We start from the raw sequence: 19,190 nt of genomic DNA, 5'->3' as shown, positions 1-19,190 counted from the left end.
GATTTCGCATTCAAACTAATTTACATCTAATAATTAGAGGAGATTAAAAATGAATCACTTTTTTTTAGAATTTGGTGAATATAAGGCAAGTGTTTGTGAATGGGGGGATAAAAGTAATCCTCAAATCATTTGTTTTCATGGTTTAGGAAGTACAAAATTTAGTTTTATAGAAATAGCAGAAGTTTTAAAAGATAACTATCATATCGTATCGTTTGATCTACCTGGACATGGGAAAACACCAAGTTTTGAGAAGGATGAAGATTACGGTGCATCCCATTTAACAAATTGGGTAGTAGCATTACTTGAGGGGATAGGAAAAGAAACATTTCATATAGTAGCACATTCATGGGGAGCAAGTGTTGCACTTCACTATGCAGCAGAACGTCCAGAAAAAGTGAATAAAATGGTTTTGTTAGATGGTGGTTATCATCACGGTAAAATGAATGCAGACTATTTTGCGAAGCTATATAAAGATGCGAAAGAAGGAGAGTGTCCACCGCGATCATTAGAAGAAGAGATCACTCATTACGAAAAAGATTTTGATGAATATATTTTTGACAGTAAAGAAGCATTCATCCAATCAGAAAAAATGTTTTACAGCAGGTGGTCACCATTAATAGAACGTGTGGTTTATGACTTAATGTGAGAAGAAGATAATAAAGTAAAATGGCATGCTACTGGCGATACGGCTAGAGGTGTAATTAAGTTTCAATATACGGTGTATAAAACGTTGGAATCTCATAAAATTAAAAATGATATTTTATTATTGTATTGTGATCTTCCAGATGATTATTTAGAAATAAGAGAATTGCAGATTGAGGAATTTAAGAAGCGTATTGATATTACGACTAAGCTTTATACAGATACAGGGCACCTAATGCATTGGGATAGACCGGAAGAGATTGCCGAGGATGTTTTACATTGGTTCAAATAAAGAAGGTCCGTTGTTCGCATTTGAGCAACGGATTTTCTTTTGAGAAATTTAATGTAATTGTCATAACCAGTTCCTTGTAAATAGAGATAATAAAACCAGCTATAAGTCCAAAAAGTTTTTGAGGAAAAGTAAGCCTAATGTTCAAAACTGGCTCAGGATTCTTGGTATAAATGTGTGTATTCAGCTTCAACCGCGAGATGTAGTAGACCGCGTTATCATAAATAGCTTGTAAGTCTCCTAAATTGAAGTAACCAAGATCACGTAAACACAAATCGCTTGCTTCTACTGGATTAGGTTTCTTGTGAATTTTAAATTAAAGGTCTTATCCAAAGTTGAGAAAAATCCACATACCCAAAATATTTCATCTTAATATTCGTTAAATCTGATGAAAAAGGAATTTGACGTGTATCATAGTATAAGGGAATCATAATAGAGGATTCTATTAGTTCTTTTTCAAGATTCTTATTTAATAAAGACCACTCTTCAAAATGTGTATGTTTGTATTTAGATAGCTGGTTTCTTAGTGATTTATTTGTTTTTAAAACTTTAGCCAATGGTGAATATCTAGCTGTTAAAAAATAATAAAATGATATCTCTTGATTCATCTCGAATACTTCACCATGAATAAAAAGGTCGACTTGTTCATTAAGTTTTTCATCCCTAAGATAGTTTTTAAATGGAACCCATTTAACTTGAAAAGGTATATTTTCTTTTTCTAAGATATTCATTAACCATTTTGTGGTTGCTTCTGTATACTGAGTAGCTTTTATAATAAGTGGTTCTTTAAACTCGGGACGTTTTCTTTTTGGGATATCGATTTGATGATCTATGTCTTTTAAACAGCTTTTAATATTTGGTTTTTTTTGAGAATCATATTCATGAATATGATTTATATTGTTAGCGATAATAGAATGTAAGTAATTACGAACATCTATGTGCTGAATTGAAGAATCACGCCAAGCGTTCATAATTATAACGCCAAAACCGGAATTTCTTTCTACTTGAAAAGTAGAATTACATTTATGGTGTTTGGAAGATTGGTAAATATTATCAAATTCCAGAGGGACCTGAATGAATTCTACTGTATCTAGCAAAGGTCTTTCTTGAAAATAATCATGAAATGCTATCAATGATGTTTTCTCCAGGCTATTCTCTCCTATATAAAAACCACCGCTTCCTATGATTTGACCGTTATTTTCTTTATAAATACTTGTATTTATCATGCATAACATTTGTAAACAATAACTACACCCCTTTGGGTAATGTATATCAATAATTAATGGTGATACAACTTCTATTTTTTCTATGGGTGCCCATAAGTCTTTATAGAATGTATGACTACGTAATTTTGAGAGACATTGTTTCACATCAGACGCTGTTAAGATGGATCCATCATGAAATTTTATAGACTTTTTTAAATATAGTCTAAGCGTAGATTGAGTTAAATCCCAACTGTGAGCTATTTCAGGGAATATGTTCCCTTCTTCATCCATATAAACAAGTCGATTGAAAACATTCGCAACAATATGTGCACTATGTACATCGGAAGCCTCGAGCGGATGTGTTGTTAAAAAGGGCTTCCTTCTAGGAATAATTAATTTATCATCTGAATTATGTATATAGCCAAATTTTGAATGAAACTTAGTCATTAAGCGTAGTTTACTGTTTGGAGACCAATTATATAGTAAATATTTACTACTTTTTTCAACAGGCTGTTGGTCCATAATTTCCATTACTTGTGACTCATAGATTTGTTCTATATTTTTCAACCATTGGAGAGAGGAGGGATTTCCTCTACCTTTTCCAGAAATGAAAGTCAGCCAACCCTCATCCATCCATTTATGTAAGTAACGTACTGTTTGCTTTGTACTTAAATTTAAAAAATCTGCTAGGTCTTGTATTTTTATATTTCCAGAAGAAAATGATTGCCATAGATTCAGTAAAGTTTTATCCAATTTCCTATCTCCTTTTATAAGTGGACATGTCTTTCTGAAGGTGTCCATTTTTAATTTGATAAGTCTAGTTTAATATAACATTAGACAAGGGGAGGAGATACGATGAATTGGAAAGAATTTGAGCAAAATATAAAAGTACGCTTAATTACATCATTTTTTAATCGTGCTGTTACATCAGCAGTAATGCCTTTTATGGCATTGTTTTTTGCTCAAGAAATAAATAAAGTATGGGCCGGGTTATTTTTAATCTTAACGGTTATTTTAAGTTTTTTTTCAAATTTAATTGGAGGTTATATTTCAGATCGATTTCAAAGAAAGAAAATCTTATTGTTAACTTCTTTTTCTAGTACTTTGATGTTTTTATTCATGACTTTAAGCTTATATCCGACAGATAAGATAATTTGGCTATTTGCAATCGCTTATATAGGTTTTATAATAACTAGCAGTCTTGGGCGTCCATCCATGCAAGCTATCATCATAGACTCAACTACACCGGAAAATCGAAAGGCTGTCTATACAATTGACTATTGGCTTATGAATCTTTCTATGGCAATTGGTGCAGCGTTAGGTGGTTTTTTATACATTAATCATCAACAAGAGCTGTTTATACTACTGACTTGTGTTTCTGCTACAGTACCGATTGCTTATAAAATTTGGCTAGTTACAGAAGTTAAAGAATGCTTAGAAAAAAGGCAGGAAAATATAGTACTTGATCTAATTCAAAATTATAAAATTGCTATTCAAGATAGAGCATTTTTAAAGGTTGTAATAGGGTCTAGCTGCATATTTGCGGCAGAGTTTTCTTTAAACAGTTATATTGGTGTACGACTTTCAGAAACATTCAATCCAATAAGCATTGGGGACTTTGAAATAGTAGGAGTGAGGATGCTAAGTATTCTTAACATACAAAATATGCTTTTAGTAGTATGTTTAACGTTTATTATAAATAAATTTACAGATTATATAAGTGGGGGAAAAGCGTTACTTTTAGGTCTTGTGCTCTATGGGATGGGCTATGTGGCAGTAACATCTTCAAACACTTGGTACGTACTGATTATTTTTAATTTTATTGCTACTGTTGGTGAACTTGTCTACTCACCAATCAGAAATACTGAACAAGCTAATATGATTCCGGCTGACAAGAGAGGATCATATTCAGCCTTTGCGGGTCTATCAGATATTGGGGCGGACCTAATTGCAAGAATGACTATTATCGTCGGTGCATTCTTAATTCCTACGATGATGTCTGTTTATATTGGTATGATTGTAATAATAGGGGCATTTTTCCTATATAAGGGTCTGTTTGTTAGAACTAATAGTCAATCACAGGAAAGATTGAATAAAATTTCAATATAATATAATGCCTAAAATGAAATATACACTAATCTTTTTATAGAATCGTATGATATGTGTGTAAAGAGGGATTATACAACTTTGGAGGAATTATCATGGTAAAATATATTTCGATTCTTGGTTCAACTGGCTCAATTGGTACGTCTGCATTAGATGTAGTCACTTCTCATCCAGAACATTTTAAAATTATTGGTTTAACAGCAAATCACAATATTGATCTTCTCGAACAACAAATACATACATTTCATCCTCGGATTGTAAGCGTAAGCACAAAAGATTTAGCAGATGCACTTCGGAAGCGAATTTCTACGGACACAAAAGTCACATATGGAACGGACGGATTAATTGAAGTTGCAACTTACCCTGATTCTAATCTTGTATTATCTTCAGTTGTCGGTGTCTCTGGTCTCCTTCCAACAATTGAAGCATTAAAAGTGAAAAAAGATATAGCAATTGCGAACAAAGAAACATTAGTTGCAGCAGGGCATATTGTGACAGATTTAGCGAAACGAAACGGCTGCCGCTTAATTCCAGTAGACAGTGAGCACTCTGCCATTTTTCAATGTTTAAATGGGGAAAATACTCAAGAAATTGAGAGGCTTATTGTTACTGCATCAGGCGGTGCATTTCGAGATAAAACGCGTGAGGAAATGGAAATCTTACAAGCTAAAGATGCCTTAAAGCATCCCAACTGGTTAATGGGAGCAAAACTAACCATTGATTCAGCTACATTAATGAACAAAGGCTTTGAAGTCATGGAAGCACGTTGGTTATTTGATATCCCGTATGAGAAAATTGATGTTTTAATTCATAAAGAAAGTGTTATTCATTCTTTAGTTGAATTTATAGACGGATCCATCATGGCACAGCTCGGTGCCCCTGACATGAGAATGCCGATTCAATATGCATTTCATTATCCAACTAGATTACAATCAAACTATAAAAAATTAAATCTACTAGAGATAGCTAGCCTACACTTTGAAAAACCAAATTTCAAAAAATTCCCTTGCTTACATTATGCGTATGAATCAGGAAAAATTGGTGGTACAACACCTGCTGTCTTAAATGCAGCAAATGAAATTGCAAATGCGCTATATTTACAAAATAAAATTTCATTTTTTGATATTGAAAAAACAATTTATTCTACTCTTGAAGCCCATCATAGCATTGCAAATCCAGATTTGGAAACAGTATTAGAAGCCGATCATTGGGCTCGTGAATATGCAAACGAATTATTAATTAGAAAATGAAATACGAGCTAGAACAGAACTCGTCTTTTTTAGCTCTCCATTTTACGTGTTCTTTTGTTTTAATACACTTACGTTCGCAGAATTGTAAAGAAATGTATTTAAGATGTCGCATGCAGAAGGATTTATAGTAATTATTAGTTATGCTCATTGGGAAAGTTCTTTTTAATTCATATAAGCTATATAAGGAATAAAGAAACCTAAAAAACTGGAGGTAATTATGAAAACTTTCATATATATGGTTAGACATGGAGATTCACCAAAGTTTGGAAAAGAAGGAACAAGAGGATTAACTGAAAAAGGAAAATTAGATGTTCAACGAATAACAGATATACTACAAGGTGAGGGAATCGACGTTGTTATCTCAAGTCCATACAATCGTTCAATTCTAACTGTTCAGCAGCTAGCGAAGCAAATAGGACAAGAAGTTTTAGTATTTGAAGACTTAAAAGAGAGAATCTTTATTGCTGAAGAGGAACGAATGTCGGATAAAGAATTATTTCCTTTGATAGAAACGTCATTTTTAGACCCCGACTTTGCTTTATCAGGAGGAGAGTCTAATGTCGACTGTCAGAAACGTGCTATAAAAGTCTTAAAAGAATTATTAAACACCTATCGAGGACAGAAAGTAGTAGTAGGCACTCATGGAGCTATTATGACGTTGATGATGGGGTATTATGACAGTAAGTATGATTTGAATTTTTTACTACAGACATCAAAGCCAGATATATATAGAATGGAATTCAATGGACAGGAATTGGTGGAGGTTAAAAGATTGTGGGGAATTTCATAGATTGACTCTATTCATCCATAGCTTTTCCTAGTGACGTGTATTATAAGCAAAAGGGTTACTGCGGTAACCCTTTTGCTTATGGCACTGACGGGGATTGAGTTCAACAATCTAAAAAATTCGGTTTCTTAGCGTACAAAATTCACGTTTTGTTCTTGCTACCCCGAGATGAAATGGGAGGGAATGTTTTTGGGCAGGATATCTTTAAAGTTATTTTTTAAATCAATCCTATTTTTTTTCTTATGCGGTATTGTTGTTTATTCTATATTTCAGATTATTTTTGTCTGGAGTGTTTCGAGAGGATTAGGAAGGGATGATATAGTCGGATTTTCTGATAATAAGTATGTAATTGGTCGTCCACCTGTTAGCTATAATTTATATAAAAAAGATAGTGGGGAAACTATATTAGATAATGTTATTGGTTATAAAAAGGGAAAAACTAAAAGCTATGTTCGAAATGAAGTTGAATTTGTAGTGATAGATGAGATAAAGGGTAGCTATGAACTGTATAAAATAGAAAATGCTTCAGAAAAGGAGATAACATGGCTGAAAGAAATGAAGAAATTAGAATAATAGAGACCATCTGAAAGGTAAAGAAGCACACTGTTACTATTAAATATAAAGATGGTTTAAAATGATAGCTGATTTTTATTTCATGAAAAGAGTCATTATTAAAATAAAGTATTAGGGGGTCAGTCCCATCGCCATCAAGCTAATATTTTGAAGCCCACCAAAACAAAAAAATTACCTCTCGACAGTTATATATGGGAATTAAGCTCATTTTTTCGTTTTGGGGTGAATCTGTTTTCTTAAGTTGATGGGTATGCGTCTGTACCCCATATTAGAAAAACGATCTTTTGATGCAAAGTTATCGTGCAAGCAAGAGCATTAAAGTTCTATCACCAATTCTTTTTTTGATATAATAGATACGTGGCAGAAAACAGATAGAAAGATACTGCTAGTAATTTATACTTAAAATGTAGGGAGATTGAACTAAGTTATGGGGACAGAAAAAGAAATTAGTTCCGCTAAATTAATATGGAAGATGACGCGCCCGCATACGTTAACGGCGACGTTTTCTCCTGTAATTTTAGGGACAGTGGCATCACTTTATGTTGCCAAAATTGATTGGCTGTTATTTATTGCGATGATGGTTGCATGTTTAGCATTGCAAATCGCAACGAATTTATTTAATGAGTACTATGATTTCAAACGTGGATTAGATACAGCTGATTCTGTTGGAATTGGTGGCGGAATTGTCCGTCACGGATTGAAACCAAAAAATGTTTTAACAGTCGCACTTTTATTGTACGTAGCAGCAGCACTTATTGGCATTTATATTTGTATGAATAGTAGCTGGTGGTTAGTCGTTATCGGTTTAATTGGGATGGCGGTTGGCTATTTATATACAGGTGGTCCATTACCAATTGCGTACACTCCATTTGGAGAATTAGTTTCTGGATTGTTAATGGGGACATGTTTTGTACTCATCGCTTTCTTTATTCAAACGAATACGATAACGACTGAAAGTGTATTGATTTCCATTCCAATTGGAATTTTAGTCGGTGCAATCAACATGTCGAATAACATCCGAGATATCGAAGAAGATATTAAAGGTGGAAGAAAGACATTAGTAATCCTCCTTGGGAGAGAAAAAGCAGTGGTAACACTAGCTGTAGCCTTTTTCATTGCTTATGTATGGATTGCCGTAATTGTATTGATGGGTTATATAAGCCCTTGGGCATTAGTTATGTTCCTAGGTTTGAGAAAGCCAATCTCTGCCATTCAAAGTTTCAAAAAAGGAGCAAAGGATCCCGGGTATATGCGCATCGCAATGAAATCAACAGCGATGACAAATACAATTTTCGGCTTCTTATTATCAGCAGGATTATTAATTAGTTATCTGTTTTAAATAACTTAACCCCAATTTCTCGATTTTAATATGGAGAGATTGGGGTTTTATTTTGAGTTTGTTTAATGTTAAGAACATTTTTATTCGAAGTGAAAATACCAATAAATTGCAACTTCTTCACTTGCCATATCCAAACCTTTATAAACAAGAAAATCAAACCCACCAATTATAAATCCACATTTTTTATAAAATTTACATGCGGCGACATTATTATTTTGCGTTTCAAGCATGATACCGGGCATGTTGCCTTCTTTTGCCCACTGCTTTGCTTGATCAATTAACTGTTTGCCAACTCCGAGTGTACGATATTTTTTATCTACTGTTATATCTTCTACGTAAGCATAGCGATTCCAATTCTTTTTCAATACGATGAATCCAATGATTTGATTATGTAACAGTGCTATGTAAATTACTTGATTCGGTTTATTTATATATTCATTGTACGTCAGTTCTTCATTATCATTTTGTAAATAAATTTTTTCATAACTCGGAACGTCTTCTACTGTATATTCTATGTGTCTATTTACTTTTGAAAGAGAAAGAATTAGCCGAGCATTCACTATAAAACTGTCATCAATCTCCGGGAAATTGTCTAAATCATTTTTTTCTAACTCTCTAATTAAAAGGCTCATTGGGATACCTCCAAATCATATTATTTCTTCTGGTTCTTTATGTGATTCAAATTCATTCCAATTACAAAATTATAATAGAATTTCAATAGTAAGGCTATCTTGATATGAAAATATTGTTTAGAAAGAGTAGTATTTTTTATTTTGGGTGTATACTTACAAGCTCTTCCTGAAATTATTAAATTTTATAAAGAGCAAGGATATGAATTTGGTGTATATAATGACGAGGATCATTTTCGTTTAAACTTCCAGAAAGATCAACGTCTATAGTATAAACATAGTTATCTTAAAAAGATGTTTTTATTACTAAAACAATAACTAAAACAAAGTCGATTTCCATGAAGTGTACCCCGATTGTTAAGCACATTCTAACAATCGGGGTATTTTTTATATTCAAATTCTCTTAGCGTATGAAATTCGCATTTTTCTACATAGCGAAATAGGACTTATATGCTCTAACCTCATTGTCCTCTGTACATGAAATAAATTTGGTTTGCAATATAATCTGAACTAAAATGAAGCCCATTTCTTATCCACCACATGATGATTCCTACCAATGAGGCAGTTTTAATCTCAATGGCAACATAATCTGCGGGTAGCTCTGTCTCACTATTATTCCTTCTCGTTTCTACTAACCGCTTTATTAATAGAAATAATTGTTCTTCAAAATGATTCATATTAAATAAAATGGATAAATAATTTCGATGAGTATATAAATAATCAAGCAATTGTGTTAGCTGTTGTTTTTCTGATAAATCGCTTACGTGTATTAAAGCAGTAATTTTATTAGAAAGTTCGTTTAAAATTTCATCAGTGAGCTGCACGAGTAAATCCTGAATGTCTTGATAGTGTAAGTAAAATGTTGTCCGATTTAACCCAGCTTTGTTTGCGATTTTTTGGACTGTTAAATTTGAAATGGTGGATTCCTCTTGTAAAAGGGAATAGACGGCATTTTTAAACATTTCTCTTGAACGAAGTGTACGAGGATCCTCTTTTTTAGGTGTAGACATTTTTAAACTCCTTTATAGATTTTTCTTTGACTTTCTCGACATTGCATATTTTCAATGTCGATTAATGAACATTGAAAGCAAAATTGTTCATGGTCAGGAATATGTATCTTTGTTACTATGAATTTTATCGACACTGTGTCGATAATGCAACTATAGAAAAAGGGAGTTTACAAATGGAGAAGGGAATAACAGAAAGAAATAAGAAAGTTTTATTACTTGTACTAATTGCTGGTTGTTTTATATCGACATTAAACCAGACGTTACTTAATGTGGCAATGAGTAACTTAATGGAGGTATTTGATGTTACAGCTGCAACTGTACAATGGTTATCAACAGGTTTTATGCTCGTAAACGGTGTATTAGTGCCAATTACAGCATTTTTAATGAAACGTTTTACAACGAGGCAATTATTTACTAGCTCGATGATTTTTTTATTCATCGGAACATTACTATGTGCCGGTGCCATCAATTTTGGCATGTTATTAACAGGAAGAATGATTCAAGCAATTGGGGCAGGAATTATTATGCCGCTCATGATGACCGTTATTTTATATTTGTATCCTAGTGAAAAGCGCGGGAGTATTATGGGAACTATCGGCTTTGCTATGATTTTTGCGCCAGCCATCGCTCCAACGTTATCTGGTTTTATCATTGAATATGCATCGTGGAGATGGCTATTTATTGGATTAGCTCCATTTGTATTCATCGTCATTATTCTTGCACTGAAATATTTAATGAACGTTGCAGATACGACAAAAGCGAGATTGGATATTGTAAGTGTCATTTTCTCAACGATTGGCTTTGGTTGTGTTTTATTTGGATTCAGTAGTGCAGGAAGTAAGGGATGGGATCATCCGATTGTTATTACGACAATTATTACGGGGGTACTTGTTACAACAATATTTTGCTTACGTCAAATAAAGTCTAACGATCCATTATTAAATTTATCTGTATTTAAGTATAAAATTTTTACGCTTACATCAGTGATCAATGTACTTATCACAATGATTATGTATGCTGATTTAATTCTTTTACCGATATACTTACAAAACGGAAGAGGTTTTACCGCATTTGAATCAGGTTTACTTCTATTACCTGGTGCTGTCATTAATGCATTCTTATCACCAATTACAGGTAAAATGTATGATAAATACGGAGCAAAGCCACTCTTTATTACAGGGTTAGTATTTATCATTATTTCGATGTGGGGTGTAATTGATTTAACTGAATCCACAACGTATATGTATGTAATGGTGCGTACTATTATTTTACGAATTGGGTTAAGTTTCATTTCAATGCCCTTAAATACAGCAGGACTAAATGCTTTACCTAGAGAATTAGGTTCACATGGTTCAGCGGTAAATAATACGGTTCGTCAATTAGCCGGTGCTATTGGAACAGCAGTTGTTATTACTGTATATACGACTCAAGCAACTTCACATGCTTCAGATTTATCTTTAGAAAATGGAAACATTACAGCAATTCAACTAGCGAAATTATCTTCTATTTTCGGCTCAAGTGATGCGTATCTATTCATGTTATTCTTGTCTTTTGTAGCATTAATTTTTGCATGTTTCATGCCTAAAAAAGTGGCAACTCAAAAACTTGAAAGTAAGGCAAGTAATTAGAATCGTTTATAGAGTTGTTTAGAAAGTATATGATGAAAGAAAAGCAAGTGATCTAATATTGAGGTCGCTTGCTTCTCTTTTTATCGAAACAACGTAAAAAGGACTCTTAAATTTATAAGGGTCTTTTTTGTAATTGCTATAATTTCTACTTAGGAATTGAAAATAAAATTAATCCAGATTATTATATTGTTATTGTAAATTTATTTTATTGAAGGAGGATACATAAATGAAAAACTCAAAAGGCTCTATTGAGTCAGAGATAAGTAAAGCAATTACGCACTGGGAAAAGGACTACCTAGGACGCGGATCTATATCCGTTAAGACAGATATATTACGAGATATGATTATCGTAAATTTACAAGGTATTTTAACGCCGGCTGAATATACTGTTTGCGAAACGAAAGACGGTATGCTAACGATAAAGAAAAATCGTTCGGAGCTAGTTGAATCTGGAATTGATGATCTGAAAGAGATTATACTAGAATTAACTGAAGAAAAAGTGAAAAGTTTTCATACGGATATAAGCTCACGTACAGGTGAACGAGTAATGATTTTTAAATTGCTAAATAATCTTGAGGAAAAGTTTTAAAAATAATAAACAACTTAAGGTTAGGGGAAGGATTAAGAAACCTACAAGTTTTGCACTTTATTAACATACTAATAATTAAAAATTTGAAGTTATTTAGGTATAATAAATTTTAAAAACTGATAAAAAATTGACAAACTGCTTAATATGGTTTATCTTATAATTGTTTAAAAAAATTATTAGATGCTCACTTTAACAGTTTGCTATAATTAAGGCTTTAGCATTTTTTTAATATGTAATATTGACTAAATGAAAAAGTTTCTTAATGAAAAGATAGCATATAACATAAATTGATATATTGATTGCATAATCTAGGAGATCAGAGATATACTTTTCTTTTTAATAGGAGTAATACATACATTATTATCCTCTATAAAATGGGAGCTCTTCAAAAAACTTTATTGAAGTTAGTTGAAGTGAAACCGACAATCTCCATAATTCAATGATGATATAAAATCATTGAATTATGGAAGTTGTCGGTTTTTTTTATGGGAAAAAACGATGTACTAAAAAGAGTGAATGAAAATTGAAATTAAAAAACTATCTTACTTAAAAAGGAATTTTTATAGGTTATTTTCGTTTGGAAGGGAGTATTTTACATGTTAATTTCGCTGAGTTCATCAACACTGTTAACATTATTTTTTATGGCGCTTAGCGCTTCTTGGCTAAGTGGATTATTGTTTTTACATGCAAGGATACCTTTACGTTTTGTTCATATCCATATTGGTATCGCTGCATTGCCTTCATTGGTTTCTTTACTCGCACTTGTTAATCACAATGGAGATAGCGTTGTGGGGCCTTGGCATTTAGATACTTTAGCTTGGTTCATGGCTTTCTTTGTTCTTACAATTGGTTTAATCATTCAGCGTTTTTCTATACGTTACTTACTGGGAGATCGCTCATATCGAAAATACTTTGCACTTTTTACATTTACTACAGGTATATCTTCGGTTGCATGGTTAAGTGATGATCTTCGTTTCATGATTATTTGTTGGGGATCAACTCTTATAGGATTGGTTTTACTCATAAGGCTAAATAGAGGGTGGAAAGTAGTTAGCGAAGCAACAAAAATTTCTAGTTATTTATTTATAATAAGCTGGATTGCTTTGCTAGCAGCTATCATTTGGCTTTTTCAAGTCACTGGACAGTGGCAGTTAACATCAGTTTTAACGAATGAAAATGTAACTCAATTTGGAACATTGGAGAAAACAGGAATTAACTTATTCATTATATTAGCTGTGATGATCCCAGCGGCACAATGGCCTTTTCAAAGATGGTTAATTGAGTCAGCTGTTGCTCCAACGCCTGTTTCTGCTATTATGCATGCAGGTTTAGTAAATGCTGGCGGTATCATGTTAACTAGATTTTCACCTCTTTTTCATGATGATATTGCACAAATCATTTTACTTATTTTCTCTAGTATTTCTGTCTTAATAGGAACAGGAATTAGCCTAGTTCAAGTTGATTATAAACGTCAGCTAGTGGGATCAACTATTGCACAAATGGGCTTTATGCTCATCCAATGCGCATTAGGAGCCTATTTAGCGGCTGTTATTCATTTAATTTTACACGGTTTGTTTAAAGCTACACTGTTTTTACAAGCTGGTTCTTCAGTAGAACGTTTTGGGGCAGTGAAGCAGTCTAATGAAAAGATGTCTAATTTATGGATTATGGTCGGACGTGTTTTCGGATTATTTATAGCGATTGCTTTTTGGTTTACGACTTCTGGAGAAGGGTATGAATTAGTTAGTGCGTTTATTTTAGGGTGGTCATTATATTTTTCATGGAAACAACTTGTTGTTTTTGGAGAGGGAAGAATGGGACGAATTGTTGGCGTATTTATTTTAGCTGGATTTTCTCTCGTTTACTTTACCGTTCATAATTCTCTTTATAAATGGTTGCATACTGACATGTATCAAAATGTTCAACCGTCGACTTCAGCCATTATATTTGTTATATGTCTCTTATTATTTGGTAGTGCTATTAGTACTCTCGTTACTCGTAATCAATCCTCTACTTTATTTGCTGTAATGTATCTTTGGTTCGTTCGAGTAGGTGAGGCGCGACAAAAGTCAGTAGAAAGTCATCCAAGCTATCTGAAACATTATGTATCAAAGGGAGGTAATTCGTGATGAGCATACCGTCAATAGCAATGAAAGAAACTTTAAAAAAGAAAGATACAAACATTGAAATACAAGAAAAGAATATAAATGATTTAGTTGAATCTGCTAGCCGAGTGATTGCACCACTTTGGCCAATCGCTACATTTGCAGCTCATCACCCTTGGATGGGACTTGAAAAACAATCATTTGAACAAGTTGCAGATTGGTTAAAAGAAATTCGTAATGTGGATATATATCCTAGTGCTTCAATGATTCATTCAGCAAAGGCGAAAGAGGAGATTGAGGAATCATTTTTACAAAGTGGTTTGTCTCGTTGGCTTGATTCACAATCTTTTCATATCCCGCGAAAGAAAGCGGAGCAGTTTTGCCAAGCAGCTTTAAAATTAGAGAAATTACCTTCTAGCCTAGTATCATCGCCACAATTAAATAAACTGGCAGAGGAATTAAGCTATATAAATACAGGAAGTATGAAAGACTCTTCTTTGCAACCTGTAAGTTCACTTATAGAGAATCAAAAGGGTGAAAACCTATCTGATATTCTTAATTATCACATTATTAAATGGTGTAAATTATATTTGGATGACTCCGGGTCAAGTTGGACGATGCCAAATCGAGAGAAAGGTTTGTATCGTGCATGGCATCACCTTATTACATTTGATCCAGCGCTCAGTAAAAATGAGCGTAAAATTTTAAAAGATTGGCCACAGGATGCCCAGGTAGCTTTAACAAGAGCTTTATCTGAATTAGGAATCGCTGAATCTAACATGCAAGCTTACCTTGAAGGGCACTTGCTTGCTTTGCCTGGGTGGGCAGGAATGATACTATGGCGTTCCCGACAATCAATTCAGGAACAGGAACTCGTTATCGAATATTTAGCAGTTCGAATTTCTATGGAGCTGGCCATTGTAAAACCTTATTTACCTTTAACAAATCAAAAGGCTGAGAAAAAAGTTGCGATTGTCCCACTTATAGCTTCTTGGATTTATTGGGGGAATATTTCAACCCAGGAATGGTCACAAATGCCTGCAGCTGAACAAAGTGAATTATTAGCATTTGCATATCATTTTGATGAAAATATTCGCAGGAAACTTTGGTTGGAAGCTTGGGAACAGACGCATGCAGAGCAATTAAGAGAGAAGATTGCTTCTAAACAACGTGCAACTAATGATAAAAAGCATGTATTAGCTCAATTAGCATTCTGTATTGATGTACGTTCAGAACCATTTCGTCGCCACCTTGAAAAGTTAGGTCCGTTTGAAACGTTTGGAATAGCTGGTTTCTTTGGGTTACCGATTGCGACTAGTGAACTAGGTAGTAGTGACAGCCATCCTTCTTTGCCAGTTATATTAAAAGCGAAACATCAAATCAAAGAGATCACAGATGAAAATGAATTTAAATCTTATGAGCAACGTAAGATGGTAGGTAATTCGTTAAGTTATACATTTAAAACGATGAAACAGAACGTACTGACAAGTATGTTACTACCTGAGGTAAGTGGCCCTTTACTTGGTCTACAAATGATGACAAGGAGTTTTGTGCCAAGAAGAGTAGGTGGTTTCATTCGTAATCTTCGTAAAAATATGTTGCAAAAGCCTGATACAACATTCTCGCTTAATCATGTTCATGATACAAAATGCGAGATACCTATCGGTTTTACGAAAGAAGAAAAAGTGAATTATGTGCGTCAAGCTTTAAAAATGGTGGGATTAACAGAAGGTTTCGCGCCTTTAGTTGTAATGTGCGGCCACAGTAGTCAAAGTACAAACAACCCTTATGCTGCAGCGCTTGAGTGTGGTGCGTGTGGCGGAGCAGCAGGAGGATTCAATGCAAGAGTTTTCGCTACTTTATGTAATCTTCCAGAAGTAAGAGAGGCATTGTCTGCTGAAGGCATTAAAATTCCTGAGGATACCATTTTTGCAGCAGCTGAACATAAAACAACCGTGGATGAATTGGAATGGATTTACGTCCCAGAACTTTCGGAAACTGCGCAAGAAGCATTTGATTGTATTGAATCGGTTATGCCAAATGTGAGCCAACATGCAAATAGAGAGCGTTTAATGCAATTACCTAATTTTAAAACGAAAATAAAAAACGCGAGTAAAGAGGCACATCGATTTGCAGAAGATTGGAGTGAAATACGTCCGGAATGGGGATTAGCCCGTAATGCATCTTTTATTATCGGGCAACGAGAATTAACTCAGAATTGTGATTTAGAAGGTAGGGCTTTCCTTCATAATTATGATTGGAAACAGGATGAAAGTGGCGATATATTAGCTAACATCATTGCAGGACCTGGAACAGTAGCTCAGTGGATAAATTTACAGTATTACGCTTCAACTGTAGCACCTCATTATTATGGTAGTGGAAACAAAACAACCCAAACCGTAACGGCAGGTCTCGGTGTTATGCAAGGGAATGCTAGTGACCTGTTGCCGGGCTTACCTTGGCAATCGGTTATGCAGTCAGATAGTGAGATGTATCATTCACCACTTCGTTTACTAATTGTAATTCAAGCTCCTATTGAATATATAGAACGTTTGCTAAATACCGATTTCACATTTCGAGAAAAAGTTCAAAATGGATGGGTTAGACTAGCAAGTGTTGATCCAGAAGGACAATGGAAAAACTGGTAACAATTATGTAATGAATAATCAACTATCGTTACTAGTTTAAAAGTTCCATAAATACAATAATGAAGAAGGAGTGCTCCATATGAATTCAAATAATAAAAAAGTATTATTATTAACAGACATTGAACACGGAATAGAGCCTATTATCCAACAAGTAACTAACATTCAACAAGAAAACATGTTGACTATACACAGCTATGATTCTGTAATTGTACATCCTTATGGAGATATAATGAGATCTGTTATTATTGCTATTTATCAAGAAAATGTAGAAGAAATTTTTGTTGTAGGAATAGAGGATAAAGAAACTGATGTAGTTAATCTACAAATTCAACGTGATTCCATAAAAAATAACAGAGAAATAGACTATCTCTTTAAAAATTGCATGCCTGAATTTTCAAGTGGTAGCCTGAATGCATGGCTAAGTGGAAAAGAAAATGTTAGTGAAAATATTGAGAAGAGTATAGATATGATTCGTCATCATCCATTAGTGCCTTCTGATATTAAAGTTCATGGTTTTATGATTGATAGAACAAGTGAAAAAGAAATGGCTGTTAAAATTGCTACTAATAAAGTAGTTGAAAAAGTTAATTAATCTATGAAAGACAAATAAATTCTTATGTATAAATTACTGTTATATAATAAAGTTTACTATGTTTTAAGAATGAGAAGGGATAGCCATGCAAAACAAAATTATTGTTATGTTTCAAAAAGATTTTCGTTTATATGATAACCCAGCTCTATTTGAAGCTACTCAGTCCGGTGAGGTTATTCCGGTATATGTACAAGATGAAGCTTTTTCAATGGGGGAGGCATCAAAGTGGTGGTTACACCATGCAATAATAGATGTAAAGAAGCAACTTGAGGCATTGGGTTCTACTTTAATAATTCGCAAAGGAAATACACAGGAAGAAATACTTTCTCTCATAGAACAATTAAGTATAACGGCTGTATATTGGAATATTTGTTATGATCCGGACAGATTACAATCTAATCAAAAAATGAAAATAATATTAGAAGGTAAAGGTATTGTCTGTAAGGAATTTAATTCACATTTATTATTAGAACCGTGGATTATTAAAAAGAAAGATAACACTGAATATAAGGTGTTTACGCCTTTTTACAATGCATTTCAAAAGCAGGTAATACCTAAGCCTATTAGTAAAGTGCAGCGTATAAAGGGAGGAAGCTCTTTACCAGCAAGCTTATCTGTTTCAGAATTACATTTGCTGCCGACTATTCCGTGGACATCTCATATGGAATCAATATGGGAGCCTACAGAAGAAGGGGCATACAAAACATGTAAGAAATTTTTCTCTAGCAAATTAGCCTCTTATAGTGAAGGAAGAGATTTTCCAAATCAAAATGCTCATTCGATGTTGGCACCGTATCTTTCATTTGGTCAAATATCAGTAAAGCTAATATATCATTACTTAATAAATAAAAGTATAGAAAGACAATGTAGTCTTTTTGAAAAACAAGTGAATAGTTTTATACGTCAATTGATTTGGCGAGAGTTTTCTTATTATTTGCTATACCATTATCCGTTTACAGTATCTAAGCCTCTTAATGAACGTTTCGAAAAATTCCCATGGAATAATGACGAGGAATTATTAAGAGTATGGCAGAAGGGGGAAACTGGTTATCCATTTATCGATGCGGGAATGCGGGAATTATGGCAAACTGGTTTTATGCATAATCGCGCAAGAATGGCCGTTGCATCTTTTCTTGTAAAACATTTATTAATTCCTTGGCAAGAAGGAGCAAAGTGGTTTATGGATACGCTACTAGATGCTGATATTGCAAATAACACAATGGGGTGGCAATGGGTTGCTGGAAGTGGGGCAGATGCATCACCGTATTTTCGTATTTTTAACCCTATCACACAAGGAGAAAAATTTGATAAAGATGGGGAGTATATAAGAAAATGGGTACCAGAATTAAGAGATATACCGAATAAATATATACATAAACCTTGGGAAGCACCTGAGCATATTTTACAAAAGGCCAATATAAAACTTGGTGATACATACCCTTTGCCAGTTGTTGATCATAAGGCAGCACGAGAGAGAGCACTTTGTGCATATAAAAGTATGAAAGAATTTATATAAAATACACGAGTCAATATGAATTTGATATGTAAAGGTTATAATGTCTATTTACGTATTAAAGTTGTATTCATTGAAAGAGCATACGAATCATATAGAGTTTCTAAAACCTTCTATTAATTTATCTAAAGTATCTACATGGTTGCTCATTCCATATTTTTTATGGGCTACATTTGCTACATATTTATCTTGGACAATTTATAGTATAAATTAAAGACGTAAATAAAAACTTGAGCATAATAAAAATGCTCGAGTTTTTATGTGTATGAATGGTAATCTAAAATA

14 protein-coding genes and 3 pseudogenes are annotated in these 19,190 nt (G+C 33.5%); 14 read left to right on the top strand and 3 right to left on the bottom strand.

The genetic code is table 11. The features are described from left to right. The first annotated feature begins 49 nt into the window (after positions 1-49). Positions 50-934, top strand: a pseudogene (locus tag VF726_RS17395) (alpha/beta fold hydrolase). A gap of 308 nt (positions 935-1,242) precedes the next feature. Here the strand turns inward: VF726_RS17395 and VF726_RS17390 are convergent. Continuing rightward, a complete protein-coding gene (locus tag VF726_RS17390) occupies positions 1,243-2,889 on the bottom strand; it encodes an ABC transporter substrate-binding protein (protein ID WP_440170549.1) in 1,647 nt (548 codons plus the stop codon). Between the two features lie 102 nt (positions 2,890-2,991). Between VF726_RS17390 and VF726_RS17385 the strand changes: the two genes are divergently transcribed. The 5 genes from VF726_RS17385 (at position 2,992) to menA (ending at position 8,191) form a co-directional block, all read left to right on the top strand. Next, on the top strand, positions 2,992-4,245 hold the full coding sequence (locus tag VF726_RS17385; RefSeq protein ID WP_440170546.1) for an MDR family MFS transporter: 1,254 nt from the start codon (positions 2,992-2,994) through the stop codon (positions 4,243-4,245). Between the two features lie 92 nt (positions 4,246-4,337). Next, positions 4,338-5,492: a 1-deoxy-D-xylulose-5-phosphate reductoisomerase gene (locus VF726_RS17380; protein WP_440170543.1), complete on the top strand. Its 1,155-nt coding sequence runs from the start codon at positions 4,338-4,340 to the stop codon at positions 5,490-5,492. Between the two features lie 217 nt (positions 5,493-5,709). Further along, a complete protein-coding gene (locus tag VF726_RS17375; protein WP_440170541.1) occupies positions 5,710-6,282 on the top strand; it encodes a histidine phosphatase family protein in 573 nt (190 codons plus the stop codon). 186 nt (positions 6,283-6,468) lie between these two features. After that, positions 6,469-6,852: a hypothetical protein gene (locus VF726_RS17370; protein ID WP_440170539.1), complete on the top strand. Its 384-nt coding sequence runs from the start codon at positions 6,469-6,471 to the stop codon at positions 6,850-6,852. A 427-nt stretch (positions 6,853-7,279) separates the two neighbouring features. Further along, on the top strand, positions 7,280-8,191 hold the full coding sequence (gene menA / locus VF726_RS17365; protein ID WP_440170537.1) for a 1,4-dihydroxy-2-naphthoate polyprenyltransferase: 912 nt from the start codon (positions 7,280-7,282) through the stop codon (positions 8,189-8,191). A gap of 80 nt (positions 8,192-8,271) precedes the next feature. On the opposite strand, the gene satA is transcribed toward menA, so the two are convergent. After that, a complete protein-coding gene (gene satA, locus VF726_RS17360) occupies positions 8,272-8,823 on the bottom strand; it encodes a streptothricin N-acetyltransferase SatA (protein ID WP_440170534.1) in 552 nt (183 codons plus the stop codon). Between the two features lie 153 nt (positions 8,824-8,976). Between satA and VF726_RS17355 the strand changes: the two are divergent. Next, a pseudogene (locus VF726_RS17355) lies at positions 8,977-9,090 on the top strand (polysaccharide deacetylase family protein); the annotation flags it as partial. A 191-nt stretch (positions 9,091-9,281) separates the two neighbouring features. Here the strand turns inward: VF726_RS17355 and VF726_RS17350 are convergent. Beyond that, complete coding sequence (locus VF726_RS17350) at positions 9,282-9,830, bottom strand: TetR/AcrR family transcriptional regulator (protein ID WP_440170532.1); 549 nt, start codon at positions 9,828-9,830, stop codon at positions 9,282-9,284. A gap of 173 nt (positions 9,831-10,003) precedes the next feature. On the opposite strand from VF726_RS17350, the gene VF726_RS17345 reads away from it, so the two are divergent. From VF726_RS17345 to VF726_RS17315, 7 genes and pseudogenes are all read left to right on the top strand, one after another. Next, positions 10,004-11,458, top strand: coding sequence for a DHA2 family efflux MFS transporter permease subunit (locus tag VF726_RS17345; RefSeq protein ID WP_440170529.1), 1,455 nt, complete (start codon positions 10,004-10,006; stop codon positions 11,456-11,458). Positions 11,459-11,684: 226 nt separating this feature from the next. Then, on the top strand, positions 11,685-12,047 hold the full coding sequence (locus VF726_RS17340; protein WP_440170527.1) for a DUF2294 domain-containing protein: 363 nt from the start codon (positions 11,685-11,687) through the stop codon (positions 12,045-12,047). Positions 12,048-12,643: 596 nt separating this feature from the next. After that, entirely contained in the window at positions 12,644-14,176 is a 1,533-nt protein-coding gene (locus tag VF726_RS17335) for an NADH dehydrogenase subunit 5 (RefSeq protein WP_440170524.1), read from the top strand. After that, positions 14,176-16,800, top strand: a complete 2,625-nt coding sequence (locus VF726_RS17330) for a DUF2309 domain-containing protein (RefSeq protein WP_440170521.1) — start codon at positions 14,176-14,178, stop codon at positions 16,798-16,800. Before VF726_RS17335 ends, VF726_RS17330 begins: the two co-directional genes overlap by 1 nt. Before the next feature lie 79 nt (positions 16,801-16,879). Next, complete coding sequence (locus tag VF726_RS17325) at positions 16,880-17,392, top strand: carbonic anhydrase (protein ID WP_440170519.1); 513 nt, start codon at positions 16,880-16,882, stop codon at positions 17,390-17,392. An 85-nt stretch (positions 17,393-17,477) separates the two neighbouring features. Next, the gene (locus VF726_RS17320) at positions 17,478-18,908 is read left to right on the top strand and encodes a cryptochrome/photolyase family protein (RefSeq protein ID WP_440170517.1); all 1,431 of its coding nucleotides are present in this window, start codon (positions 17,478-17,480) and stop codon (positions 18,906-18,908) included. Between the two features lie 109 nt (positions 18,909-19,017). Continuing rightward, positions 19,018-19,119 (top strand): annotated as a pseudogene (locus VF726_RS17315) (tryptophan-rich sensory protein); the annotation flags it as partial. Positions 19,120-19,190 lie beyond the last annotated feature (71 nt).

This window comes from Bacillus sp. Brlt_9 (genome assembly GCF_051948935.1).
Taxonomy (GTDB): Bacteria; Bacillota; Bacilli; order Bacillales; family Bacillaceae_G; genus Bacillus_A.
Note: the sequence above shows the minus strand (reverse complement) of the source record. Positions and strands in the feature narration are given on the sequence as shown.